24 protein-coding genes and 1 CRISPR repeat array are annotated in these 24,714 nt (G+C 39.8%); of the genes, 11 read left to right on the top strand and 13 right to left on the bottom strand.

Translation table 11 applies throughout. The features are described 5' to 3' along the window. Positions 1-236: 236 nt before the first annotated feature. The 13 genes from NSTCB13_RS16110 to NSTCB13_RS16050 all read right to left on the bottom strand — a co-directional run bounded on the left by NSTCB13_RS16110 (position 237) and on the right by NSTCB13_RS16050 (position 12,077). Positions 237-2,411 (bottom strand): TOMM precursor leader peptide-binding protein, encoded by a 2,175-nt coding sequence (locus NSTCB13_RS16110; protein WP_448272966.1) that lies wholly within the window; start codon positions 2,409-2,411, stop codon positions 237-239. A gap of 392 nt (positions 2,412-2,803) precedes the next feature. Then, complete coding sequence (locus tag NSTCB13_RS16105) at positions 2,804-3,094, bottom strand: Nif11 family protein (RefSeq protein ID WP_445627685.1); 291 nt, start codon at positions 3,092-3,094, stop codon at positions 2,804-2,806. 66 nt (positions 3,095-3,160) lie between these two features. Continuing rightward, positions 3,161-3,439 (bottom strand): Nif11 family protein, encoded by a 279-nt coding sequence (locus tag NSTCB13_RS16100; RefSeq protein WP_448272965.1) that lies wholly within the window; start codon positions 3,437-3,439, stop codon positions 3,161-3,163. A 140-nt stretch (positions 3,440-3,579) separates the two neighbouring features. After that, the gene (locus NSTCB13_RS16095; protein WP_445627687.1) at positions 3,580-3,861 is read right to left on the bottom strand and encodes a Nif11 family protein; all 282 of its coding nucleotides are present in this window, start codon (positions 3,859-3,861) and stop codon (positions 3,580-3,582) included. 72 nt (positions 3,862-3,933) lie between these two features. Next, the gene (locus NSTCB13_RS16090) at positions 3,934-4,650 is read right to left on the bottom strand and encodes a hypothetical protein (protein ID WP_448272963.1); all 717 of its coding nucleotides are present in this window, start codon (positions 4,648-4,650) and stop codon (positions 3,934-3,936) included. Then, a complete protein-coding gene (locus NSTCB13_RS16085; protein ID WP_448272962.1) occupies positions 4,647-5,024 on the bottom strand; it encodes a hypothetical protein in 378 nt (125 codons plus the stop codon). The genes NSTCB13_RS16090 and NSTCB13_RS16085 overlap by 4 nt, the downstream gene beginning before the upstream one ends. A 63-nt stretch (positions 5,025-5,087) precedes the next feature. Continuing rightward, a complete protein-coding gene (locus tag NSTCB13_RS16080; protein ID WP_448272961.1) occupies positions 5,088-5,363 on the bottom strand; it encodes a Nif11 family protein in 276 nt (91 codons plus the stop codon). Between the two features lie 471 nt (positions 5,364-5,834). Further along, positions 5,835-6,113, bottom strand: a complete 279-nt coding sequence (locus NSTCB13_RS16075; protein ID WP_448265518.1) for a Nif11 family protein — start codon at positions 6,111-6,113, stop codon at positions 5,835-5,837. Between the two features lie 71 nt (positions 6,114-6,184). Beyond that, positions 6,185-6,799: a hypothetical protein gene (locus NSTCB13_RS16070; protein ID WP_448272960.1), complete on the bottom strand. Its 615-nt coding sequence runs from the start codon at positions 6,797-6,799 to the stop codon at positions 6,185-6,187. A gap of 98 nt (positions 6,800-6,897) precedes the next feature. Continuing rightward, positions 6,898-7,275: a hypothetical protein gene (locus NSTCB13_RS16065; protein ID WP_448272958.1), complete on the bottom strand. Its 378-nt coding sequence runs from the start codon at positions 7,273-7,275 to the stop codon at positions 6,898-6,900. Positions 7,276-7,317: 42 nt separating this feature from the next. Next, complete coding sequence (locus tag NSTCB13_RS16060) at positions 7,318-9,555, bottom strand: NHLP family bacteriocin export ABC transporter peptidase/permease/ATPase subunit (protein ID WP_448265515.1); 2,238 nt, start codon at positions 9,553-9,555, stop codon at positions 7,318-7,320. Positions 9,556-9,585: 30 nt separating this feature from the next. Next, positions 9,586-11,037, bottom strand: coding sequence for an NHLP bacteriocin system secretion protein (locus tag NSTCB13_RS16055; RefSeq protein ID WP_448272957.1), 1,452 nt, complete (start codon positions 11,035-11,037; stop codon positions 9,586-9,588). A 14-nt stretch (positions 11,038-11,051) separates the two neighbouring features. After that, on the bottom strand, positions 11,052-12,077 hold the full coding sequence (locus NSTCB13_RS16050; protein WP_448272956.1) for a cyclic nucleotide-binding domain-containing protein: 1,026 nt from the start codon (positions 12,075-12,077) through the stop codon (positions 11,052-11,054). Positions 12,078-12,847: 770 nt separating this feature from the next. Here NSTCB13_RS16050 and NSTCB13_RS16045 point away from each other — a divergent pair. From NSTCB13_RS16045 to NSTCB13_RS15995, 11 genes are all read left to right on the top strand, one after another. Beyond that, positions 12,848-13,195, top strand: coding sequence for an Ig-like domain-containing protein (locus tag NSTCB13_RS16045; RefSeq protein WP_445627697.1), 348 nt, complete (start codon positions 12,848-12,850; stop codon positions 13,193-13,195). Positions 13,196-13,360: 165 nt separating this feature from the next. Next, a complete protein-coding gene (gene cas6, locus NSTCB13_RS16040) occupies positions 13,361-14,533 on the top strand; it encodes a CRISPR-associated endoribonuclease Cas6 (RefSeq protein WP_448272955.1) in 1,173 nt (390 codons plus the stop codon). 231 nt (positions 14,534-14,764) lie between these two features. After that, a CRISPR array of direct repeats spans positions 14,765-15,237; the repeat unit is 37 nt; unit sequence GTTTCCACAGACCATTACCCCGCGAGGGGACTGAAAC. Positions 15,238-15,305: 68 nt separating this feature from the next. After that, on the top strand, positions 15,306-15,473 hold the full coding sequence (locus NSTCB13_RS16035; RefSeq protein WP_292705164.1) for a hypothetical protein: 168 nt from the start codon (positions 15,306-15,308) through the stop codon (positions 15,471-15,473). A 65-nt stretch (positions 15,474-15,538) separates the two neighbouring features. Next, positions 15,539-16,906: an IS4 family transposase gene (locus tag NSTCB13_RS16030; RefSeq protein WP_448272954.1), complete on the top strand. Its 1,368-nt coding sequence runs from the start codon at positions 15,539-15,541 to the stop codon at positions 16,904-16,906. A 285-nt stretch (positions 16,907-17,191) separates the two neighbouring features. Further along, entirely contained in the window at positions 17,192-18,487 is a 1,296-nt protein-coding gene (locus tag NSTCB13_RS16025) for an MFS transporter (RefSeq protein WP_448272953.1), read from the top strand. Between the two features lie 405 nt (positions 18,488-18,892). Continuing rightward, the gene (sbnA, locus tag NSTCB13_RS16020) at positions 18,893-19,909 is read left to right on the top strand and encodes a 2,3-diaminopropionate biosynthesis protein SbnA (RefSeq protein ID WP_448265487.1); all 1,017 of its coding nucleotides are present in this window, start codon (positions 18,893-18,895) and stop codon (positions 19,907-19,909) included. 63 nt (positions 19,910-19,972) lie between these two features. After that, positions 19,973-20,998, top strand: coding sequence for a 2,3-diaminopropionate biosynthesis protein SbnB (gene sbnB / locus NSTCB13_RS16015; protein WP_448272952.1), 1,026 nt, complete (start codon positions 19,973-19,975; stop codon positions 20,996-20,998). Positions 20,999-21,211: 213 nt separating this feature from the next. Next, complete coding sequence (locus NSTCB13_RS16010) at positions 21,212-22,459, top strand: ABC exporter membrane fusion protein (RefSeq protein ID WP_448272951.1); 1,248 nt, start codon at positions 21,212-21,214, stop codon at positions 22,457-22,459. Between the two features lie 14 nt (positions 22,460-22,473). Beyond that, complete coding sequence (devC, locus tag NSTCB13_RS16005; protein WP_448272950.1) at positions 22,474-23,646, top strand: ABC transporter permease DevC; 1,173 nt, start codon at positions 22,474-22,476, stop codon at positions 23,644-23,646. Between the two features lie 43 nt (positions 23,647-23,689). Next, positions 23,690-24,361, top strand: a complete 672-nt coding sequence (locus NSTCB13_RS16000) for a DevA family ABC transporter ATP-binding protein (protein ID WP_445627722.1) — start codon at positions 23,690-23,692, stop codon at positions 24,359-24,361. Between the two features lie 112 nt (positions 24,362-24,473). Beyond that, positions 24,474-24,674: a hypothetical protein gene (locus NSTCB13_RS15995; RefSeq protein WP_445627723.1), complete on the top strand. Its 201-nt coding sequence runs from the start codon at positions 24,474-24,476 to the stop codon at positions 24,672-24,674. Positions 24,675-24,714: the final 40 nt, after the last annotated feature.

Genomic DNA, 24,714 nt, shown 5'->3' with positions numbered 1-24,714 from the left:
TTGTTTTTTTAGCCCCAAAGCGATCGCCTAAATTTTTCGCAATAAGCAAGAGTTAATGACATAAATTTTAACTCTATTGAGAATATACTTTGCTTATTGACATGATGCGGCCGCCCTGGTACCTCAAGGACTCCCCGACCTAAAGGTAGGGGAAGTGTAAAATTAAGTCCAGTTAGATAAACATCGGTATCGGGTTAAGTTCTTCTTCTTTTAAAGGTGCTGATAACCAACCTAACTTAACTGGGATATCGTAAAGGCGACCCTGGAGCAAACCTAGTCCAAAAGTGGCGCAATTCAGGGACAATAACTTTGACTACGTTCAAGCCAATATCAGGGCGAGTTTGGTCTAGAACTAGCATTTCTAGACCTAATTTTTTGACAATTTCTACACAGATTTCTATATCTTCGCGCAAATCGCACTTGCTACCTAAATAATGATAGTCTGCATAAACTTTAGCAGGAGTGCGATCGCAAGGTACTAGATAAGGCTGATTTTCGACAGTAGCATTAGCATACCAGTAGGCCATATCAAGATTTTTAGAATCGAACTCAATTTCATTATCCGAATCGTAAGTCAAACTTTGATTTACTTCTGTTACTGCCCGTAAAATAGCAATAGTCGGATCGAAATGCGTTCCAAATCCGATTAAAATATTTTCTTTCTCTCCCTGAGTGTGGCGAGAAATTGCAGCAAAGCTGGGAATATTTAAATCGCTGGTGATATCCAGCACCCACAATTGGCGGTTGAATTTTGTTTGGTAATAATCTTGCAAGTTGAGCAAATAAGGTTCGTTGAAACTCGCTAAATCAACTTGCGGTCTTTTTACGCGGTTATACCACCACAGTGCCACGCTATCCCGTTCAACTAATTCCATAAACCCTTGCAGAATAGCTTCTTCGAGAGTATTACCTGCTGCATTCCCGTTGGAATCTCCAAGGCAGAATTTATGTCCTTCGGGTAGCGAATAATCAAAATAGCAGAAAGCGGTAGGTAAATATTTTTGCGTTTGGTTAGTCAGCGACCAAACTTGTGTCCACTCAATCTCTTGAGTTAAATCGTAAGGGTCAGGAACCTGTGCAAAACTTCCGTGCTGAGGGTTCCATTCGTGACGATTTTGATATTGTTTGTCGCTATATAAAAGACATTTATGAGGGTGAATGGCTGCATCTCCGAGTTGAGCAAAAGTAGCTTTGATGCGATATTCCTCACCTGTAAAAATTCCCGAATAGCGTTCTAGAGCTTCACAAAGTGCGCTAGCTTTAGATTGGCTATCTGTCTTGCCTTTACCCGCACTCATAGAATAATCTAAACTCTTTCGCAGGCGCTCGTAATTATCGAGATTCTCAGCACTTTTGTAAGTTGCAACATAAGTATGAATTATATTTTCTGCTGTATTTAGTTTCACCAATTCTTTAACAATACCCGTTACCAAACTAACTTGATTGCTGTATTTCTCTACAGTTTGTTCTGGTCTAACTGTACGGTGTCCCCCATCATCAGTAAAATTTTTAGGACGACTTTGCAACTCAATTGGCTGTAATTGTTGCTTTTGCCAAAACTCTGGATTGCCGCAAACAGAACATTGAGGACGTTTAATTAAAGTGTGGTTTTGAGTTGATAAAGTTTCTGCATCAAAAGTGATTATTTTACCTTCTAGCTGTGGGCTTTTTTGCAGTACGATCCATTTAGCAACTTCTTGAGCAGCAAGATTTAAACTTATTTGCCAGCTAGAAGGCAGTAAAGCAATTGAAGTAATTAGAGAAGTATCAATACTTTTTTGCTGTTTAATAGAAGTTTCTACGGAGAAATTTCTTTGCAATCTATGAGCGAGACATTGCCAACAAGCTGTTTGTCCTGGAATCAAAATTGGCCCAATCCACGAAAACATTCCTATAGGCTTAATTAGCAACCAAGGTTTTTGGCTTTGGCGATTAAATTCTGCTAATTCTGGTTGCAAATAATCGTCAGTTAAAACAACAGTAAAGTCTGCTTCATTACTGATATTAATATGCAGACTTTTTAAAGCTTCTATAAATGGTGCTGATTGAATATTGCCGAAAGTTTGCACGGCAACGCGAGTAGTTTGCAATCTGCTGAAAGCGGTTTGGGCATCAACCCCTAAGTAACTCCAAAAGGCTTGAACAGCATCGGGTAGGCGATCGCTTGCTTCAGTAATGTAACCTTTATCCGCTAATTTAGTTAAGATGCGATCGATCTGTGCGCGGTTGGTTGTCCATTTCAGTCTATTAGTAATTTGCTCTACAGTGTAGTTGCCATCAAGCAAAGGTGCTAAGAGTACATAAAGATTACCTGTTAAAGCAAAGCTTTTGCACTCGCTTAATAGGTAAACTTTTTTAGGCTGGACAATTTCAACTCGAAATTCTGGTTTAAATCTAGGTTTATTAAGCATCGGGTTTTAATTAGGTATTTTAGAGGATGTTTGTCAAGTAGCTTCATTAGACTTCTTACAGAAGTCGGTAAAAGGGAAAGGGGGAAAGGGGGAAAGGTATGTTATTTTCGCTTTCCCCTTTAACATGCATCCCTTTTCCCACCTCTTGCAAAAGTGTTTTTTGCAAGAGGTCTATTAGATCGATATCCACTCTATCCCCACTTAAAGAAGGGGTAATATTCTTCTTAAATTCCGCCTTTATAAGGGGATGCAAGGGGAGCGAGAAACTTTTGATATATACAAAACTAGCTTTTAAAACATCCTCAACAGTTTATTGAGCCGCCACAGAAAAACAGGAATTTCGTCCTATTTTTATCCCTCCCGCCACTCGTTCCAATGTGACGATGCTTCGCCTATCTATATCCACTACAACATACAACACAACCAGATGACCTTCTCCCTCCCGCCACCTGTTCCAATACCTCATCATCAAGTTCCCCTTCTGCTTGGGCCGTAACTTCTTGATACTTTTGGATAGCTTCGGCGGCGGTAAATTCATATCCATGCTTTGCCCCAAGCAATACAAAGGCATTAGCTGCTTCTTCAATCTGCTCTTTGCCTTCTAAAACGCTAGTTGTTTCTTGTTGCAAAGCCGTATCGCTATTGATTTTGCCTAAAAATTCTGTACAAGCTGCTAGACTCATTGGTTCTCTCCCTCTAGAAAGATGATTTTTATTGCCACTTATTGTATGCGATTAATGATGTTTCGGCTATGTACTATAAACAGAACCAGATACCCTTCTCCCTCCCGCCACCTGTTCTAATACCTCGTCATCAAGTTCCCCTTCTGCTTGGGCCATAACTTCTTGATACTTTTGGATAGCTTCTGCGGTTGTAAATTCATATCCATGCTTTGCCCCAAACAAGACAAAGGCATTAGCTGCTTCTTCAATCTGCTCTTTGCCTTCTAAGACGGTAGTTGCTTCTTGTTGCAAAGTAGTATCGCTATTGATTTTGTCTAAAAATTCTGTACAAGCTGCTAGACTCATTGGTTCTTTGCCTACTAGTAAATACTAAAAAAAGTGTTGCACAGGGTTTCTGGAGAAGTTTATCAGACCGCCGCCGGAAAATAAGAATTTCGTCCTATTCTTCTCCTGCCGCCACCTGTGCCAATGTGGCGATGCTTCAGCTATGCAGAGTTATAACAACCACGAACCCTCAATCTCCCTCCTGCCACCTGTTCTAATACCTCGTCATCAAGTTCCCCTTCTGCTTGGGTTATAACTTCTTGATACTTTTGGATAGCTTCTGGAGCAGTAAATTCATATCCATGCTTTGCTCCCAGCAAGACAAAGGCATTAGCTGCTTCTTCAATGTCCTTTTTGCCTTCTAAGACGGTAGTTGTTTCTTGTTGCAAAGCGGCATCGCTATTGATTTTGTCTAAAAATTCTGTACAAGCTGCTAGACTCATTGGATCTCTCCCTCTAGAAGGATGATTTTTTTCGCTCTTCATTATATTCAGTTTTTTATTTTGCAGCTATTTTTAGGTTCGCGGTACAAGAATATTTAAATAAGAACAAGTGAGATAAGCTTTGGCTTCAAAGGGTAGTCCAGGCTGATAGACCATTTTAATTTGACCGAAATTTCTCTCCATGACGTTGAGCAGTCGATTTTCTTGGAGCGCCGCAGCATTCTCTATTATCTGGTGGAAAGTTGGCGAACTTCCTTTGATTTGTGTATAACCTGGCCACTTTCGTAATGCTTCCCGTTTTTCTGGGCTACATAACTGATGTTTGACGAGGATTTCTAAAAATTCCTGCCAAGGCGGAGCGTCTTTGGTAGCGCAGGAATAAAAATACTTTAATCCAATTCTCGGATATACTTGTTCGTCTACATCAAAAGTTAGTGTGAAAGGGCTAAAATTAGCAGGAGCGATCGCCATCATTTGAGCTAAACGGTCTGATTCTCCTTGCCAACCAATCTTTTCTAAATATGGAATGGTTTGTTCTTTTGTAAATCCTGATAACTGAAGTCTGGTAGTTTGCACGGGACGAGCAAACATCATGCCAACCATATTAATGTCAGTATTGGCAGGCATCAAATCGAAGCATTGTTCGAGTTTTTGCTCGACAGCAGGGGGTATATTTTCTTGTTTCACTAATCCCCAAACTTGAGTCAGAATTTCTTTAGCATTATCCAGCGTTTTCAGCGTTACCTGTTCAGTTATATTGCCGCTTGTATCCTGAAATTCTTGAGTCAATTCTTTGTATAAGCCAAAAAAAAACTAGGAATAGGTGGAGCTGTTAAAACGTCCTCAAGATCGAACTCTAGACCAGCTATTGAAATATCGTGTAATGGAGAAGCCGGATCTAACCACTGTTGGTAGAAGTTTTGAATGCGTTGCCAAAGCGGGTGTTTAAAAATGTCTGTGCGAACAGGTAATTTCTGTTGCATATATGTAGAAAAATCTACTTGAGGATTATCATCCACTAAACGGCACTCTAAAATAAATTTAGAAAATTGCGGTAACTTGGGAACTAACTGTTCAATTTTTTGCCAAGCTTCTGAAGAAATTAGTTCTTCAGAGGTGTATTGTTTAACTAAATCTAGTTCGCTTTGTTGGCATAAATTCATATTAACAATTTCCTTCACTAGCTTTTTTGGGTAAGGATTATTGGCAAGTAATACCAATAAAACTTACGCAAGACTTACACCATAATTCCTTCTCCCTCCTGCCACCTGTTCCAATACCTCATCATCAAGTTCCCCTTCTGCTTGGGCTATAACTTCTTGATACTTTTGGATAGCTTCGGTGGCGGTAAATTCATACCCATGCTTTGCCCCAAGCAATACAAAGGCATTAGCTGCTTCTTCAATCTGCTCTTTGTCTTCTAAGGCGGTAGTTGCTTCTTGTTGCAAAGCGGCATCGCTATTGATTTTGCCTAAAAATTCTGTACAAGCTGCTAGACTCACTGCATCTCTCCCTCTGGATAGGTGATTTTTATCGCTTCTTATTATATGTAGCTTTTCCTTTTGACGCTACTTCTGGGTTCGAGATGCAAAAATATTTAAACAGAAACAAGCATATTCTCAGGTTTTGCGAGTGTTATTAGGCTTTACGAACACTTATAAGTAAGTGGACACAATTATTTAGAAGACGCATTTCGACTGCGCTCAATGCTCGATCCTTGAGAAGACGAGGGTTGAGCGAAGTCGAAACCCGGCAACCTCAAGTTAGGTTTAATTTAGTCCTTCTACTTATTTAGTTAATAAAAAATCTGAAATCCTGACTTTATAACAGTTTGGCAACAGTTCCAACAGATGCGTTCAAAAGTGCAAGAGAAAAAGAAACCAACAAGTAAAAAGTTTCATTGGAGAAACAAGTTAATCGTTGGTTTTTCCGCTGCTTCGCTGCCTAAGTAGCAAATACTAAAAGAAGACTATTTATAGTCCCTCATTCCATCTTCGCAAGCGTACCCCGCCTGCAACCTGTTCCAATGCGCGATCGTCAAGTTCCCCTTCTCCTTGGGCAGTAATTTCTTGATACTTTTGGGTAGCTTCGGCGGCTGTAAATTCATATCCATGCTTTGCTCCTAGCGAGACAAAAGCGTTAGCTGCTTCTTCAACTCCCGCTTTATCTTCTAAGGCTGTAATTGCTTCTTGTTGCAAAGCGGCATCGCTATTGATTTTGTCTAAAAATTCTGTACAAGCTGTTAGACTCATTTTACCTTTCCCTCAAGAAAGTGATTTTTATCGCTCCCATTATAGTTACCTTTCTCATTTTTCAGATATTTCTAGGTTCGAGGTACAAAAATATTTAAACAAGAACAACGGAGATAAGCTTTGGCTTCAAAGGGTAGCCCAGGCTGATAGACCATTTTAATTTGACCGAAATTTCTCTCCATGACGTTCAGCAGCCGATTTTCTCGAAATGCCGCAGCATTCTCTATTATGTCAACCCAAGTTGGCGAACTTCCTTTGATTTGCGTATAACCAGGCCACTTTTGCAATGCTTCCCGTTTTTCTGGGCTGCATAACTGATTTCTCATTAAGATTTCTAAAAATTCTTGCCAAGGCGGAGCGTCTTTGGCGGCGCAGGAAGAAACAAACTTTAACCCAATTCTTGGATATACTTGCTCGTCTACATCAAAAGTTAGTATGAAAGGGCTAAAATTAGCAGGAGCGATCGCCATCATTTGAGCTAAACGGTCTGATTCCCCTTGCCAACCAATCTTTTCTAAATATGGAATGGTTTGTTCTTTGGTAAATCCTGATAATTGAAGTCTGGTAGTTTGCACGGGACGAGCAAACATCATACCAACTATATTAATGTCAGTATTAGCAGGCATCAAATCGAAGCATTGTTCGAGTTTTCGCTCGACAGCCGGGGGTATATTTTCTTGTTTCATTAATCCCCAAACTTGAGTCAGAATTTCTTTAGCATTATCCAGCGTTTTCAGCTTTACCTGTTCAGTTATATTGCCGCTTGTATCCTGAAATTCTTGGGTTAATTCTTTGTATAAGGTAAAAAAAAACTAGGAATAGGTGGATCTGGTAAAACGCCCTCAAGGTCAAACTCTGGGCCAGCTATTAGAATATCGTGTAATGGAGAAGTTGGATTTAACCACTGTTGATAGAAGTTTTGAATGCGTTGCCAAAGTGGGTGGTTAAAAATGTCTATGCGATCGGGTAATTTCTGTTGCATACACATAGAAAAATCTACTTGAGGATTATCATCCACTAAACGGCACTCTAAAATAAAGGTAGAAAATGGTGGTAACTTGGGAACTAACTGTTGAATTTTTTGCCAAGCTTCTAAAGAAATTAATTCTTCGGAGGTGCATCGTTTAACTAAATCTATATCGCTCTGTTGCCATGAATTCATATTAACAATTGCCTTCAGTAACTTTTTTGGTTTTGGTAATTTTTATTCAGCTTTAATTAATCGAGCATAAGCACCATCAACATCTTTCATTTCTTCGTGAGTACCTCTTTGCACTACTTTCCCTCGTTCTAAAACAATAATCTCATCGCAATCCCGAATTGTACTCAAGCGGTGAGCGATAATAATGCAAGTACAACCTCGCCGTCGAATGTGGCGATCGATAATTTTTTCTGTCTCTGCATCTAAAGCACTGGTTGCTTCATCCATCACTAAAATTGCCGGATTATTAACTAAAGAACGGGCAATTTCTAAGCGTTGACGCTGACCTCCGCTTAAATTAACACCCCCTTGCAATAATTTGCCATCTAAACCCCCAGGAATTGCCATTACTACATCTAAAATTGCGGCATCTTGACAGGCTTTTAGTAATTGGGAATTAGGAATTGTTTCATCCCACAGCGTCAAATTATCTCGTACTGTACCGCCAAATAGAAAAATATCTTGTTCAACCATTGAAAGGGAATTAGCTAACACTGCGCGGGGAATTTGTTGTCGAGTAATGCCATCAAATATAACTTCTCCTTCCCAAGGTTCGTACAGTCCCGTAACAATTTTAGAAAGAGTAGATTTACCAGAACCGCTAGTACCTACAAATGCTACTCTTTGTCCTGGTTTGAGTTGACAGCTAAAGTTTTGAATTAATGGTTCTTCTATCCGACTGTAACCAAAGGTAATGTTTTGCAGTTCGACATATCCTTGCAAACGACAAGGCTCTGAAAATTTAGCATATTCAATTGGAGTTTTATTGCTCTGTGATTCTGAGTTTAAATTTGGATCGATCGCGTTATCTAAAGCATCATCTAACCGCTTCAAATCGCCATCAAGTGCTTGAATTGTACTGCCCAAACCAACTAAACTATTAACTGGTTGCTGTAATCTGGTCATTAAAGTTTGAAAAGCCACTAACATCCCAATACTGATATAGCCATCTATCACTCGCAAACCACCAACAACTAGCAACAGCATGGAAGTTAAAGCTGTTAGTAAAGGTGGTAAAGCTTCCAAAATTAAATCGGTTTGTAGCAATTCTTGTTGTGAGTTAGTAGCTTTAGCATAATATCCTGCCCAGCGACTAAAAAAATCTGATTCTAATGCTGCTGATTTAATGGTTTCAATACTTTCTAAAGCCCCAATTTCTACGCCAGCAATTTTGCCATAATCTACACTTAGGCGCGTATTTGTATCAATTCGTTTTCGCGCTACCCATTGCAAAAACCCAATATTAATTGCTACTGCTACTAAACCGATCGCTGTTAGCATCCAATCGTAAGCTAACATCACCGCCGCATAAAAAACTAACATTACTGCATCTATAGTCGTTCGCGCTAACTGACCGGAAAGTATTTTCGCTACCTTATAATTAAGAGCGGCGCGATTGCTAATTTCTCCCGCAAATCTCTGAGCATAAAAACCAATTGGCAAACGGAGAACGTGCCATAAAAAATTTCCTGTCATACCGATTGACAATCTAATTTGTAAATACCGCAGCTTTCGGGTTTGCAGAATTGTTAATATTGCTTGCAACAATACTGCAAATCCCATTCCTAACACTAAAGGCTTTAACCAATCAAAGCGATTTTCAATCAAGATATTATCAACAAAAACTTGGCTGAGGGAAGCAATAGCTAATTCGGGAATAACTAAAAAAAATCCAGCCAGAATGCAGAAAAAAAGCTCGTAAAACGAGCCTCGCAAGCGATTGTAAAGCGCACTAATAATACTGGGTTTTCTGCCGCCTTTTTTAAATTCTTCCCCTGGCTCCATGAGTAAAACTACGCCTGTATAAGCTTCGTCAAACTCTTGTAGAGTTACGCTACGAGGCCCCGTAGCTGGATCGTTCAACCAAACCCGTTGTTGTCCGAAACCTTCTACTACTAAAAAATGATTGAAGTTCCAGAAAACAATAAAAGGTGGTTTTATTTGTTGCAGCTGATTAAGTCCTTTTTTAAAGCCTTTTGCTTGTAACCCGTAGTTTCTAGCTGCTTTTAAAACGTTTGATGCTTTAGAACCATCGCGGGAAACGCCACAACTAACCCGCAGTTCTGCTAAAGGAACGATGCGACCATAGTAACCTAATACTATTCCCAAAGCTGCCGCACCACATTCTACTGCTTCCATTTGTAATAAAGTTGGCGTTTTAAAGCGAATATTTTGAAATTTGGAAACTTGAGAATTTGTGTTTTCTGAATCTGATTTTTTAAATCTTTTAAAGAAATTCATCGTTAATATATTTGATTAGCAAAATATAAACTATTTGATTCCAGTAAGTTCTCGCAAAATTGGCAGTACAAAAGTAATTGGCGCTCTTTCTTCAACGGTGACTCGAACTGAAGCTGTAGTTCCCGAAGTAATTTTTGAATTTGGCCCTTGAGAAGATGACCATTTATAACCAGTAACAGTGCTACTATCGTTAGTAAGATTAGCAGTTGCTTCGATCGCGCCAGTTTCACCAATCAAACTTCTGACAACTTCTGGATTGCCAATTACCGAAACAGTTCCTTCTTGAGTTACTGGTAGTGGCGAAACGCGAGCAATCTTTCCCACAATTCCCCCAAATCGCTCTCTTTGGACTGTATCGGGAGTAATCAAAATCGACATTCCTGGCTGAATTTGTTTGCCGTCTTTAATCGCAAAATAAGCGATCGCCTTAGCTGACTCCTGAGTGCTACCTATACGCAATACTCCCAATCGAGTTCCAGCTTGAACCACTTGCCCCAATGTTGTATTCAATTCCAAAATACATCCAGCTTGGGGACTTAAGATTTGACTATTATCTTTTATTTGCTGTTCTAATCTAGCAATATCTCGGTTAACTGCGGCAATTTCTTTATTCCTTTGATTTGTAGTTTCTAAATTTTCTTGATCTAAGCGTTTACTTTTAGCATTCAGTTCTCCTAACTGAATCTGAACGTCGCTCACAGAACGGATTTGTTCTAAATAAGTGCGCTCAACTTCACTATTGCGAGCTTCTAGTTGTTTGAGTTGAACTTGAATATCAGCAAGATTCTGACGTGTTTGCACGTACTCTTGTTCGGCTTGCAGCAACGAATCTTTTGATAATCCCCCCGCATCTGCTAAACTTTGTCGTTGCTTGAGCCTTGTTTCCATCACTGGTACTAAAGTTTGAGCATCTCGAAGACGCTGTTCTAAACTTTGACGCTGTTGAGCGATCGCTGTTAGTTCTTTATCTCTGAGTAGCGGTGCAACCGCACTAATATCTTGGAGACGTTGTTGCAAGCTGGTGCGATTGGCAGCAATGGTATTTCTTTCTGTTTCTAGGCGTTGTTTAGATAAAACCAACGTATCTTGAGCTTGTCTTTGCAATTGAGCTAACTGTTGACGCGCTAGCTGTAACTGTTTTTGCAAGTCAGCCGGATAAATTGTGGCGAGGAGTTGGTTTTTCTTAACACATTGTCCGCTAGCAACATTTAAAGCTTGAATTTGTCCGGCGATAGATGATTGAAACTCAACTACCTGACGAGGTTGAATAAATATACCTCGACCGTCAACGGTAATGGGAATGCGACCAACTATGCTCCAGATTACGCCGCTAATTGCCAAACCATTCAACGCGATCAACGCCAGCCAATCTTTCGGGCTAACTACTTGCATTAACCGATCTAAGCGTTCCGGTGAGGATAGGCGTTCTAAAGATTCTTGGCGGAAAATGCTCTCTTTTTGATTATTTCGATTAAAAAGCATCTGTTTTGATCTAGTTAGCGGCGGAGTTGATTAATCATCCAGTCGAAACGAGTACCTGCGATCGCTGTTCTTGCCAACATATCTAGATCGAGTTCGTCTTCAACTTCAATATCGGCAGACAACATTTCTACCGTCTCGGATGAGAGCATAGCAGTGCTGCTCCTTGCTAATAAATCTAGACAGCGATTGGCTAAAGTCAAGGCAATAGAACGATAAAAACGACTGGCAAATGCCCGATCTGCTTTTAACTTAGCAGTTAGGGTTTGTCTTGATATCGCTAGAATCCAGGCATTTTCTAGGGCTTTGACAGTTACCGAAGCTGTACCGCCATCAACAAACGACATATCGCCTAAAATCTCGCCTTTAACCCGTTTGGCAATCTCCTTTTCTTGCACTCCATAATTGTTGTTTATTTGTAAGTAAATGCCGACTAACCCTTCTAATAAAAGATAAACGGCTGGTACTTCTCGATTTTGTTGAATTAGAACAGTATTCAATGCTGCTTTTTCGGCTCTGCCATTAGCTACCATCCAAGAGATATCACTGTCGTTAAGAACCGCAAATACAACCAGAACTTTCCGTAATGGTTCTCCTTCTCTGATGTTTTGTTTGCCCATCAAATTAGTTAATTTCCGCAACCGTTCTGACAGGTTAATCGATAATAAATGGTAGAAACTAGCTGCAAAATCGCGATCGCTTTGCAAACGGTGTTCGATATTGTGTTTAGGTATGGTTAGTAATTGGGCAGTTTCAGTAACTGTGACCGAGCATAAATCTGGGCGATCGTCTAGTAAGGAAGTTTCGCCAATCAGTTCGCCAGCCGATATCTCCATTAATTGCTGCTTGCTGTCATCTGCTTGGCTAGAAGTGGCTGTAAGACTGCCATTTAAACAGAGATAGATGCAAGGAGAAAATTTACCTGCTTTGATTAAAACTGTTCCAGGTTGATGGGTTTCGGCTTGAGCCATTGACTCTATCCACTCGAACTCGCTTGCTTGTAAATTCCGAAAATTATCAAAGCTAGAAAATATCTGAGTCATATTGATTTGGGCTGTTAATTAAGAACTCGTTTAGAAACATAATTAATAAGGTTGTACGCTCAGATAAGGTTTAAACGTTGTTAGTTTGAAAAATCATCTATAGCAAATAGTATTTTTGTACCATTAATTCAACTCATGTATGCGTTGCTACTTTTGTTGTGTAATTTGTGTCGTTCGGTTGACGAATTACAATCAAAGTCTTCAAAACAGAGTCTAACTTTAAGCTTTCCCTAAGCAGTAACTTTTCTAACACAAAAGCTCCAAAACGAATCTTCGCGTCAGATTTCTCACCAACATCCCATCACTTCAATAGCCCACATCAGCAGGACTTTCGGTAATCACTCGTGAGAATCGATTGGGGAGGCGATGGACTATGCCCCGTAAGAGCGATGTCTACGATGGTCACTGACTTGTACTGAGTTTCGACTGCGCTCAACTACCGCGCAGCCGAAGTAGCTTGTCGTACCACTTTGTGGAAGCAAGCTAGCAAGAGCGTCTCCAAGAGTTGTGCGGGCTGCACCTACGCTACTTTCTCCATCCCCAAATTTCCTTATTCAGCACCCATCGGTGAGAGGTTAAGGTAATTGCACAAATGTCCGTGAAGGTGCAGGAAAAAGCGATAAATCCAGCTTGGAGACTGGCTTTCGGAGATATTTAACCACGCCTAAGTCTTGATTTTCTGGAGCAGCAAAGTACTTAATGGGACTTAGACAAAAAGTAGCCTGAAAAACGTATAGACCAAGAATTGCTCAAAGACTTTAAAAAAGTCAATGGCAAGACTAATTTACTATTTCAAAAACGTCATGCTACTAGACCTAGACCTGATTAGCCCAACAGCGATGGCTTCGCCAACGCCAAGGGCGAACGCAGACACAGCCACCACAGACCAAGCAAAACCAGTATTAATCAATATCCTAGCCAATGACAGCGACGCAGACAGCAGCATTGACCCCGCAACCCTAACCATTAAAATCAACCCCAGCAAGGGTGCGATCGCACTCAACCTTGATGGTACAGTTACTTATACCCCCAACCCCACCTTTGTCGGCACAGACACAGACGGCTTAACATCTAACACCGCTACTGTCAACATCACAGTCAACAATATTGCCCCTTGAAGTTCTCTTCCATGAAACTTTATTCTATGCATCTTCATAGAGAATTGGTATCACGGGGGCTGAAACTTTTGAAGCGATCGCTCCCTCACCAGTTCGGAATTAATTTTCCCCCAAAGGGGATGAAATCGCTTAAAATATTGGACATTCTTCAACCTAAATCAAGCGATGCCAAGAGCAGCCACAGTCCCCAAGCGCAAGCCAAAAGCCAAATCAGCGCCCACTTCCTCAGTTGGGACATGGGCAGATGAGACTGAATTGGTAGGCTTGGTGTTCGATTTTGAGGCAACGGCAACGGCTTCTCTGTACTCGCAGTACACAATTGGACTTCATGCGTGGTTTCTCGACCAAGTGCGGCAAGTTGACCCACAGCTATCAGCTTATCTCCATGATGGAGAGTCGGAAAAACCCTTCAATATTTCGGCGCTAGAAGGACAACTGTTACCTAGTGGCAAGCAACTGCAATTAGTGGCCAACCAAATTTACCGTTGGCATATCAACGCTTTGTCTCAAAGAGTGGTATCCTTCCTCAAACAGTGGTTAACCAATTTACCAAAGACTATCGACTTAAGAGGAGCATCCTTACAAATAAAGCAGGTGAGCATCGCTCATACTCCGATTACTTACGCACAATTGCTGCGATCGCCAAGCGAACAATCTGTAGTAGATCTCAGTTTTGTTTCACCAACGAGTTTTCGCCGCAAAGGTCATCATTTCCCGCTGCCAGTCCCAGAGAATTTGTTCCATAGTTATCTGCGGCGGTGGAATGACTTTTCCCAGCAGCCAGTAGAACAAGAGATTTTTATCAAATGGATTGATGAAAGCGTTATCATCCACCAGCACCGTTTGGAATCAATGAAGGTGGCTGCTGGCAAGCAAGGGTCAGTCACAGGTTTTACAGGTGCGATCTCCTTGGGTTTGAGCAAACAAGCTTTAGCAAATACTGAATTCACTCAGCTATTCTACGCTTTGGTCAGGCTTGCACCATACTGTGGAACAGGTCATAAAACTACCTTTGGCTTGGGACAAACGCGCTCTGGCTGGTTAGCACAACAAAAGTCAGCTATAGCCGAACAGTTGATCGCGGATACGTTAGCTCAAAGGATTGAAGAACTCACAGAAATATTTACTGCACAACGCAAACGCAAGGGCGGCGATCGCACCGATAAGATTGCCGTTACTTGGGCGACTATCCTGGCTCGTCGTGAACATGGGGAGTCATTGCAGGCGATCGCCCAAGATTTGCAAATGAAATCTGAGACGGTCAAAACTTACGTCAAGTTAGCTCGAAAAGCTCTCAAGCAGGGTACAGTTGAGGAAGCTATCGACAATCGTCAGTAATTGTCGTATTATGTCTGTATCAACTTGATGTTTGGCAAGTCGAAGCGGGGTCAAAAACCCTGGGTATCTGCCAAAATCGCCAGAACCTTGACAAGATAATAATTACAGCGTTTCAAGAGTTGAAAAAGTTGCAAATTACTTGCAATAATGACGGCTGAAATCGACTTGATTTTGAGACTCGTCAAAATCCTCTCCAGGATGCTTGCTCTGGTTCAGTTTCAGCACCGAGCAGTTTCCACAGACCATTACCCCGCGAGGGGACTGAAACGATTCTAATCGCTGCTTGATGAAGTTATCAGCCATCAAAGTTTCCACAGACCATTACCCCGCGAGGGGACTGAAACTAGAAGCGGGATGGAATCATGCAAATGATTCTTAGTTTCCACAGACCATTACCCCGCGAGGGGACTGAAACTTAAAAAAGGGGGAGAGACAACCAATGGATCGACAGTTTCCACAGACCATTACCCCGCGAGGGGACTGAAACAGTATATCTGACTATATCAACTAATAGACTAATATCGTTTCCACAGACCATTACCCCGCGAGGGGACTGAAACAAGTTTGCCAGCGACTATAAGCTGTTGCGTCGAAGAGTTTCCACAGACCATTACCCCGCGAGGGGACTGAAACTGCAAGAATGATTCCACTTGGTTAGCGTCAGTTTGTTTCCACAGACCATTACCCCGCGAGGGGACTGAAACGAATGGCACTAAGAAAAGCTCTAAGCTATACAGGATAGGCGCTACAGATTTCAAAGCTATTAAGCAGTGTGGCGACGGGGCAGGCGATTGTTCTTGATGAAGTGTTGCGATCGCTAATGAAGTTTGCTCCCGGCGTAACCGCCCGCCTTGTTGGGATGCCTGCGGCGGTAAACTACGCTATGGTTGACTCCAGACAGTGCAAAAATGTACGGGTTGTCCAAAAAAATTTTAGGTAGGAAAAGCTTACTCGTTCATGAAATACTTTCCTTGAGACGAGCAAGCAAACATCATAAATACTACTGTGACACTACGAGTACAAATCCTCAAGGATAAATTTAGCCAAAGTTTGGGACTACCGTTTAAAGAACTATTGCCAGAGTCTGTGATAAGACTTGCAATCTCGGAGCTAAAAATTAAATACAAAAAACGGTTGTTTGACCCATTCGTAACTTTATGGGCATTTTTATCTCAAGTATTAGATACAGACAAAACTTGTAATAATGCTGTGAGTAAAATAATTGCACATTTGGCTGAGTCAGAAGTAGAAGTTCCCTCAACAGATACGAGTGCTTACTGCCAAGCACGGGCAAGATTACCAGAAAAATTGTTAGAAAAAGTTTTCAATTATTCAGCACAAAAACTGGAAGAGAAAGTAACCCAAGAACATCTATGGTGTGGTCGAAATATTTTGGTGATAGACGGCTCGACGGTCTCTATGCCTGACACTGTAGAAAACCAAAAAGAATACCCACAACCCAGTAGTCAAAAGCCGGAATGTGGATTCCCAATTGCCAAAATTGGTGTGATATTCAGTTTATTAACGGGAGCTGCCGTTGCCTTGTGCATAGATGTTCTGAACACTCATGATATTAAATTAGCAAGAATTCTGTACAGTTTTCTCAAACCTAATGATGTGCTTGTAGGGGATAGAGCTTTTTGTGCTTACGCCGATATGTTTAGTATCAAAAAGTTTAATTGTGATGCCGTGTTTCGTAAACATCAATCTCGCACAACAACTATGCGAAAAGGTAAAATTGTTGGAGATTGCGACAAATTAGTTACTTGGTATAAGCCGAAAACTTGCCCAAAAGGATTGGATAAAGATGAATTTAATGCTTTACCTCCTTCCATAACTGTGCGAGAGATTTACTATTATATTGTTATTCCTGGTTTTCGGACTCAACAAGTTAGCTTAATTACCACTCTTTTAGATGGATCTTCTTATTCTACTCTGGCAATTGTTGGGCTTTACGGACAACGCTGGGATGTTGAACTAAATTTAAGACATCTCAAAACTACCTTGGGTATGGATATTCTGCGATGTAAAACACCTTCGATGATCCGCAAAGAAATTTACGTTTATTTGCTGGCTTACAATCTACTTCGTAGCTTAATGTGGTCGGCTGGAACTACTTATACTACCTCTCCAAATCGCCTATCACTGCAAGGTACTCGCCACCATTTAATTAACTTTATTCCCTCTCTTATAGCAGCAACTTCTCAAAAACGGCACCAAATTTATCGCACTTTACTCAAAGTTATTGCTCACAAGGCTGTTCCTGACCGCCCAGCTAGAAATGAACCACGAGTCCGTAAACGTCGCCCCAAAGCCTACCCCTTAATGACCAAACCCCGGCATGAATTACGCAAACAATTGCAAACTGCTTAATTGATAAGCGTTTCCGCTTTTCTTAGTGCCATTCCTATCCGAGTCAAATTACCTGTTTTCGGGCAAGTGAGGTAAATTCTGATGATGTTTCTAGCCTGTCTGAATATTCAGAGATACTACAAGACCCAGCTTTAGGCTGGAACGAGTTTTCTACCAAAGCGGTAGAGGTTCATATTGTCCCTGGGGACCATGTAACAATGATGACTCACCCCCATGTTTTGACTCTAGCCGATCGCTTGCAAACATGCATTGAGAAAGCACAGGTAAATAGTGGAGTGAAATAATATGAGCCGACACTCTACACTTGGAATGCGAATTTTTATCTTCATCTGGTTGGGGCAGATGGGTTCTCTAATCGGCTCGTCTCTTACGAGTTTTGCCTTAGGAATCCGGGTATATCAGAATACACAGTCTGTAACCCTGCTGGCTTTAATTCTCCTGTCTGCTAGCTTACCATCAAGCTTAATCGCCCCGGTGGCTGGTGTCTTGGTAGACCGTTGGCCGCGCCGTTGGGTAATGATTTTCAGTGATTTTGGTGCTGGTTTGAGTACATTGGCGATCGCTTTACTACTTTTCGCTGGTAAGCTGGAAGTCTGGCACATCTGCATCGCTTCCGCCGTCAGTTCTGGATTCAGCGCTTTTCAGTTGCCAGCTTATAGTGCTGCTACTACTTTATTGGTTCCTAAACAATACCTTGACCGCGCCAGTGGCATGATCCAGTTAGGACGAGGAGTCGCTCAACTCCTATCACCAATACTGGGGGGCTTACTTTTAGTCACCATTCAGCTACAGGGAATTATCCTAATTGATTTCCTCACCTTCCTCTTTGGCATCATCCCTTTATTATTGGTAAAGTTCCCTGAACCGAAAATCACTAGTATCAGTCATCCTCAGACAGTTCAAAAAAGTTCCTTACTGCAAGAAGTAACCTCTGGCTGGGATTATATCACTGTCAGACCAGGGCTTTTAGGGCTGTTAATGTTCTTTACCATCAGTAATCTGCTTGTGGGAGCCGTTGAAGTGCTAATTAGACCATTGGTGCTGTCCTTTGCCTCACCTGCTGTCTTGGGTACGATGACATCCTTTGCTGGTATTGGTTTGCTAGCAGGCAGTTTGATTATTAGTACTCGTGGCGGGCCAAAACGATTAATTCATAGCGTGATTGGGTTTCAGTTACTTGGTGGATTTTGTATTGTAGTTGCTGGGTTACGCGCTTCCGTCCCACTGATTACTCTTGCTGCTTTTCTATTCTTTTTCGGCTGGCCGATTTTAAACACTTGTGTTCAAGTTATCTTTCAAAAAAAAGTTGCCATTGATGTGCAAGGAAGAGTTTTTGCAATACGGCAAATGGTTGCTGATGCATCGTTTCCGTTGGCTTATGCGATCGCCGGGCCACTAGCTGACAAAGTATTTGAGCCTTTAATGGTTGCTAACGGCCCCTTAGCCGGAAGTATTGGACAAATTATCGGTGTTGGTCCAGGTCGCGGCATTGGGTCTAATGTTAATCCTCATGGGCGCACTAACTGTACTAGTGGCTATAGCAGCTTATCAGTACCCTCGTTTACGGCTAGTAGAAGATGAACTACCGGATGTTATATGAATAACAATGTTGAGTGTTGACTAAAAAAGATTTATGCAAGAGATGTCATGAACGTAATTCATAACAAACTATGAAAATCTCTTAACAGTCATCGGCGATCGGTCAACTATTGGAAACTGAATTGATCGTAGACTTTTTGCATAAATAACTTTTGTATTGCTGACAATATTAATTAAAAGCTCACACCAAGTTGTCAAGGTGCAAGGAGACTAAAAAGTTAATTGTTACAAGCTAAAAAAGCATCTCAAGCTTTTATCCTTCGTGTTCTCTGCGGTTCGTTGTTTCACAATCCGCGTGTAATTCATAAAGCTATGTCTTCAGGTTATTCAATATTTGTGTAATCAGTTTGATATTGCTAACTTAGATTAAATTTTTAGGAGTAGAAAATGATATTAGCTACAGAAAAGGATATATCACATCTGGATTTATTTTCAATTAATCAAGGGATTTTAGGGACAATTGGTAATACACCCTTGATTAAGTTAAACCGGGTTATGCAATGCGATCGCTTTCAACTTTTTGGCAAGCTAGAAATGTTTAATCCTGGAGGTAGTATCAAAGACCGTCCAGCTTTCAATATGCTCAAAAGAGCCTTGGAATTAGGAAAGATTGATTCTGAAACTACAATCATCGAATCTAGTTCCGGGAATTTAGGCATCGGTCTGGCGCAAGCATGTACTTTTCTCGGCTTACGTTTTATCTGTGTAGTTGACTTGAGAACAACACAACAAAATATCAATATTCTTAAAGCATATGGAGCAGAGATTGTTCTAGTAGCAAAGCCAGATCCAATCACAGGAGATTATTTGCCAGCTCGAATTAATCAAGTGAGGTCATTGATTGCTTCTATTCCTAATAGCTTTTGGTGCAATCAGTATGCCAATTTAAATAATTCTTATGCTCATTATCAGACTGTACATGAAATTGTTACAGCACTACATGGACAGCTTGATTACTTGTTTTGTGCTACTAGTACTTGTGGCACACTTCGTGGTTGCTCTGAATATGTTAAGGGTAAAAAGCTTAAGACAAAAATTATTGCTGTTGATGTTGAAGGAAGTGTGATTTTCGGAGGTAAACGAGGTAAACGACTCATTCCTGGGCCTGGTGCAGCAAGAATTCCAGAGTTATTTAAACCTGGATTAGAGGATGAACATTTGTATGTATCTGATTTAGATTGTATTGTGGGTTGTCGTAGTTTACTCAAACGAGAGGCAATACTAGCTGGAGGTTCATCAGGAGGAATTATCTCTGCAATTGCCAAGAAAGCACGAGAGATACCTAATGGTGCAAACTGTGTTGCTATTTTATGCGATCGCGGTGAACGCTACCTTGACACAATTTATTCAGATAATTGGGTTGAAAAATATTTTGGTAATGTTTCTTCTGCTTGGCAAGATTAAGTTATCTGCTAAATATTCGCTTTTTAGATATTTTCTATTTACTACACAACAGAGGTTTTTTGTATGAACGACGATCGAATACTTATTTTAAAAGGCGATGAAATTGTCTCGTTATTTCACAACCGTGATTTGGAAATAATGCAAATCATTCAATCTGCTTATCAAACTTATGAACAAGGTAATAGTTTCTTGCCTCATTCTAGCTTTTTGCGTTTTCCACAAAATACTAAAAATAGAATTATTGCTTTACCAGCTTATTTAGATGGTGAGTTTGAGGTAGCAGGCATCAAATGGATTGCTTCTTTTCCAGACAATTTAGCTATGGATATGGAGCGAGCCTCAGCTGTATTAATCTTAAATTCAACACAGAATGGCCGTCCCCAAGCTATGATAGAAAGCTCTGTGATTAGTGCAAAACGTACTGCTGCTAGTGCTGCGATCGCGGCCGATCGTTTGCAGGGTGAGCAATCATTAACTAAAGTAGGTATGATTGGCTGTGGTTTAATTAATTTTGAAACCTTGCGTTTTCTCTTAGCTAGTCGCCCTGAAATAGAAACCTTATTTATTCATGATTTAAGTTTAGCTAGAGCAAAGCAATTCAAACTTAAATGTCAGCAGCTGTGTGAGCACTTAAACATTCTTATTCTGGAAGATCCCAGCAGTGTTTTACAAGCTGCATCTTTAATATCTTTTGGCACAACAGCAAGTAAACCATATATATTCGATACTTTAGATAGTAATGCTAATAAAATAATCTTGCATATATCTCTACGAGATTTATCACCAGAATTCATTTTATCAGCCGACAATATTGTTGATGATATAGACCATGTATGCCGTGCTCAAACATCTATTCATCTTGCTGAACAACTCACAAATAACCGAGATTTTATTAGATGTAGTATAGGCAGTATTCTTAATGGTGTAGCTCAACCACGACAAGAAAACAAAATTGCTGTATTCAGTCCTTTTGGATTAGGCATCCTTGACTTAGCTTTAGGAAAGTTAGCCTACGATTTAGCTACTAAAGAAAATCAAGGAACAATTATTCAATCATTTTTCCCTATTTCCTGGCTACAACGCAATTAAATATTAGTTTCAAAGTAAATCACTTTGGAATTTTTGTGTATTGATGATTCAAACAAGTACAAAAATATCAAGAAGTATCTCATACAAACTCGGTAAAGGATATATTCTTGAAAAACGAAAAAGCAGATTGAAAACCGTTTTACTTATACATTTTACAGGATGTTTAATTACGAGCTACGAATTAGTATCGGTTATTAGGAGTAATTGAAATATATGGCTATGCCCAAGAATTTAGAAAAGCTGCAATCTTTTTATGAAAGTCAGAACATGAAGCTCAAAAAACATATAAACTTTAATTTGACAGTGCCCTTAGTTTTGGCTGTAATTGGAGCTGCGATCGCTTTACCACTCTATAGTTTTCTAAGTTCTCAATCTCCTAAGCAAAGTCAGAAAGCTACTACAGTAATTCCTACCTCTAAACCTGTTGTTAATGAAAGTGTTACTGCTTTAGGACGCATACAACCTAAGGATAAAATTATTAACCTCTCCGGTTCTTCGTCTTTTCAATATGCGCGGGTATCTAAGATTTTTATCAAAGAAGGAGATCGAGTTAAGCGTGGACAGGTAATTGCTATTTTAGACAGCTTAATTAAACTACAAGCTGCTCTACAACAAGCTAAGTTAAAAGCCAAAGTCGCTCAAGCAGAGCTTGATAAAATAAAAAGTGGTGATGCCAAACAAGGAGAAATTTCTGCTCAGAAGGCACAAATTGCTAATATAGAAGCTCAATTTCAGGGAGATATAGCTACTCAAAAAGCAAAAATTGCCCGTTTAGATGCAGAATTGAAGAACGCTCAAACAGAATATTCACGTTTTGAGCAGCTATATAAAGCAGGTGCGATCGCGGCTTCCGAAATTGATAGTAAACGTTTAAATGTTGCTACTCTTCAAGAACAAATCAATGAAGAAAAAGCTAATCTCAACAGAATTTTATCAACTTCCCCCAAGCAGATTTTAGAGAGTAAAGCCAACTTAGAAAAGCTCAAAGAAGTTCGTCCAGAAGATATACAAGTTGCTCAAATTCAATACGAACAAACAAAAGCAGCCATAGTTGAAGCAGAGGCCGATTTAGATTTAGCTTATGTCTATGCTCCCGTAGATGGCACAATTTTAAAAATTCACACTTTTGCTGGAGAAAGCATTAGTGATAAGGGAATAGTTGATTTAGCTCAAACCAAAGATATGTATGTAATCGCTGAAGTTTATGAAACTGAAGTTGGTAAATTAAAAATAGGAGATAAAGCTACCATATCTAGTAGTTCATTGGCTAAAAAGCTAAATGGCAAAGTTGAGAAAATCGGTTTACAAGTTGGTCAAAAAGAAGTATTTAACGGGGATAAAACTCTAGACATAGATGCTAGGGTAGTCGAAGTTAAAATTCGTCTTAATCCATTGGATACTGAGGAAGCAGCCAAACTAATTAACTTGCAAGTTGAAGCAAGAATTAATATTAATCCATAAACTTTGATTTAATTATGATTCCCAAAATACCTATAGCTTGGCTACAACTATCATACCAAAAGTCTCGTTTATTAGTAACTTTAATGGGCGTAACTTTTGCAGTGTTTCTTATGTTTATACAATTAGCTTTTCGTGATGGCCTATATGAAGATGCAATCACTATACATAAAACCATTCAAGCAGATTTAGTTTTACTTCATGCTGACACTAACTACTTTTTTGGTATCAAAGAATTTCCTCGTAATTATTTATATATGATTTCAGGAATTAATGGTGTAGCATCAGCTAGCCCATTATATTTTGCTGATGGTAAATTTAAAAATCCTGAAACTTCAGTGACAGAGACTATAGGAGTTTGCGCGTTTAGACCCGATCGACCAGTTTTAAATTTACCAGATGTGAATCAGTTATTAGATACTTTACAAAAACCAGATACGGTTTTATTCGATAAATTATCACGAGGTGAATATGGCCCTATTGCTTCAGATTTTCAAAATAAAGGTTTGATTACTACTGAATTATCAAATCACAAAATCAATGTTGTTGGTTTATTTTCACTGGGAGGAGGAGTCATGTCTCAAGATGGGCTGGTCATTACTAGTGATTTAAATTACTCTCAATTACTGAATGTGCCGCTAGAAAAAGTTGCTGTTGGAGTTGTTAAACTCGATCCAGGTATTCAACCAGAAAAGGTAATTGAAGAATTCTCCAAAAGATTCCCTGGCAACAATGATGCTGTTCCTGTCAAGTTAATTACATTAAATAAATTCATGGAACTGGAAAAAGAACATTGGAAGAATTCTACTCCAATTGGATTTATTTTTAATTTAGGTACACTTATAGGTTTAGTTTTTGGTGGAGTGATTGTTTATCAAATTTTATATGCACAAATTGCTGACAACTTATATATATATGCAACATTCAAAGCTATTGGATATTCTAATTTATATTTAGTAAGTATTGTTATTCAACAAGCTATTTTAATGTCATTGATGGGGTACATTCCTGGATTTGCTCTATGTCTTTATCTATATAAGTTTGTTCAAGACGCAACTCGTCTCCCCATGTTTATGACTTTGAGTCGAGCCATAATTGTCTTTTTACTCACAACTACAATGTGTTCGATCGCTGGCTTACTAGCTATGAATAAACTACGTTCAGCCGATCCTGCCGATCTCTTTCGCTAATTGAAGAATAAATCATGACAAATGCAAATAACAAATAACAAACATGCAACCAGTTATTCAAATTCAAAATCTTAATCACTATTTTGGGAAACGTTTATTACGTAAGCAGGTTTTATTTGATATTAATTTAACAGTGCAACCGGGCGAAATTGTAATTTTGACTGGGCCTTCTGGTTCGGGGAAAACAACTTTATTAACTTTAGTTGCTGGTTTAAGGTCAATTCAAGAGGGAAGTGCTAAAGTTTTAGACTGTGAACTTTATAGAGCTAGCGATAAACAACTTCTGCGATTACGTCGCCAAATTGGTTATATTTTTCAAAGACATAATTTAGTACCATTTTTAACAGCTTCTCAAAATGTGCAGATGTCTTTGAATTTGCATCATAATCTTTCTAAGCGCGAACTAGATAAAAGAGCAGAGTTAATACTAGATGTAGTTCACTTAATGCACAGGATAAATTACTATCCCGAACAACTTTCTGAAGGACAAAAGCAAAGAGTTGCGATCGCTAGGGCTTTGATTAGTCAACCGAGAGTAGTTCTTGCTGATGAACCAACTGCTTCTTTAGATAAAAATAGTGGACGTGATGTTGTTGAATTGATGCAACAACTTGCAAAAAACCAAGGTTGTGCAATTTTGCTAGTCACTCATGATAACCGCATCCTTGATATTGCCGATCGCATTATTCATATGGAAGATGGGTGTTTGTATTAATTGATGACGGTTAACGGTTGACCTTCGCCTTGCTCATGCCATTACTCTGCTGTCTAGCTTTAAAAGGTATAAGCCTTATCTCGCATACCTTATAGCTTTTCTTAGTGCCATTTTGTTATATAATACTATTCACCTCAATTTTCGTGCTTTAGGCAAAAAACGAATCATCTTGAAGTTGACATTACAAAGTTTAGAAGTCAGCATCAGTCAACGTATCACAGACGGCATCTGCGGTTTTGAGCTTCTTCCTTGGCTTGCAACTCCTGATGCCAAAAATATGGTTGCAGGTGATGGGGTGTTGAGTGAGTTGTAAAGATGGAGATCGGGCAGAAATATATTGCGATCGTGTGAGA

The organism is Nostoc sp. DSM 114160 (assembly GCF_053470305.1).
Note: the sequence above shows the minus strand (reverse complement) of the source record. Positions and strands in the feature narration are given on the sequence as shown.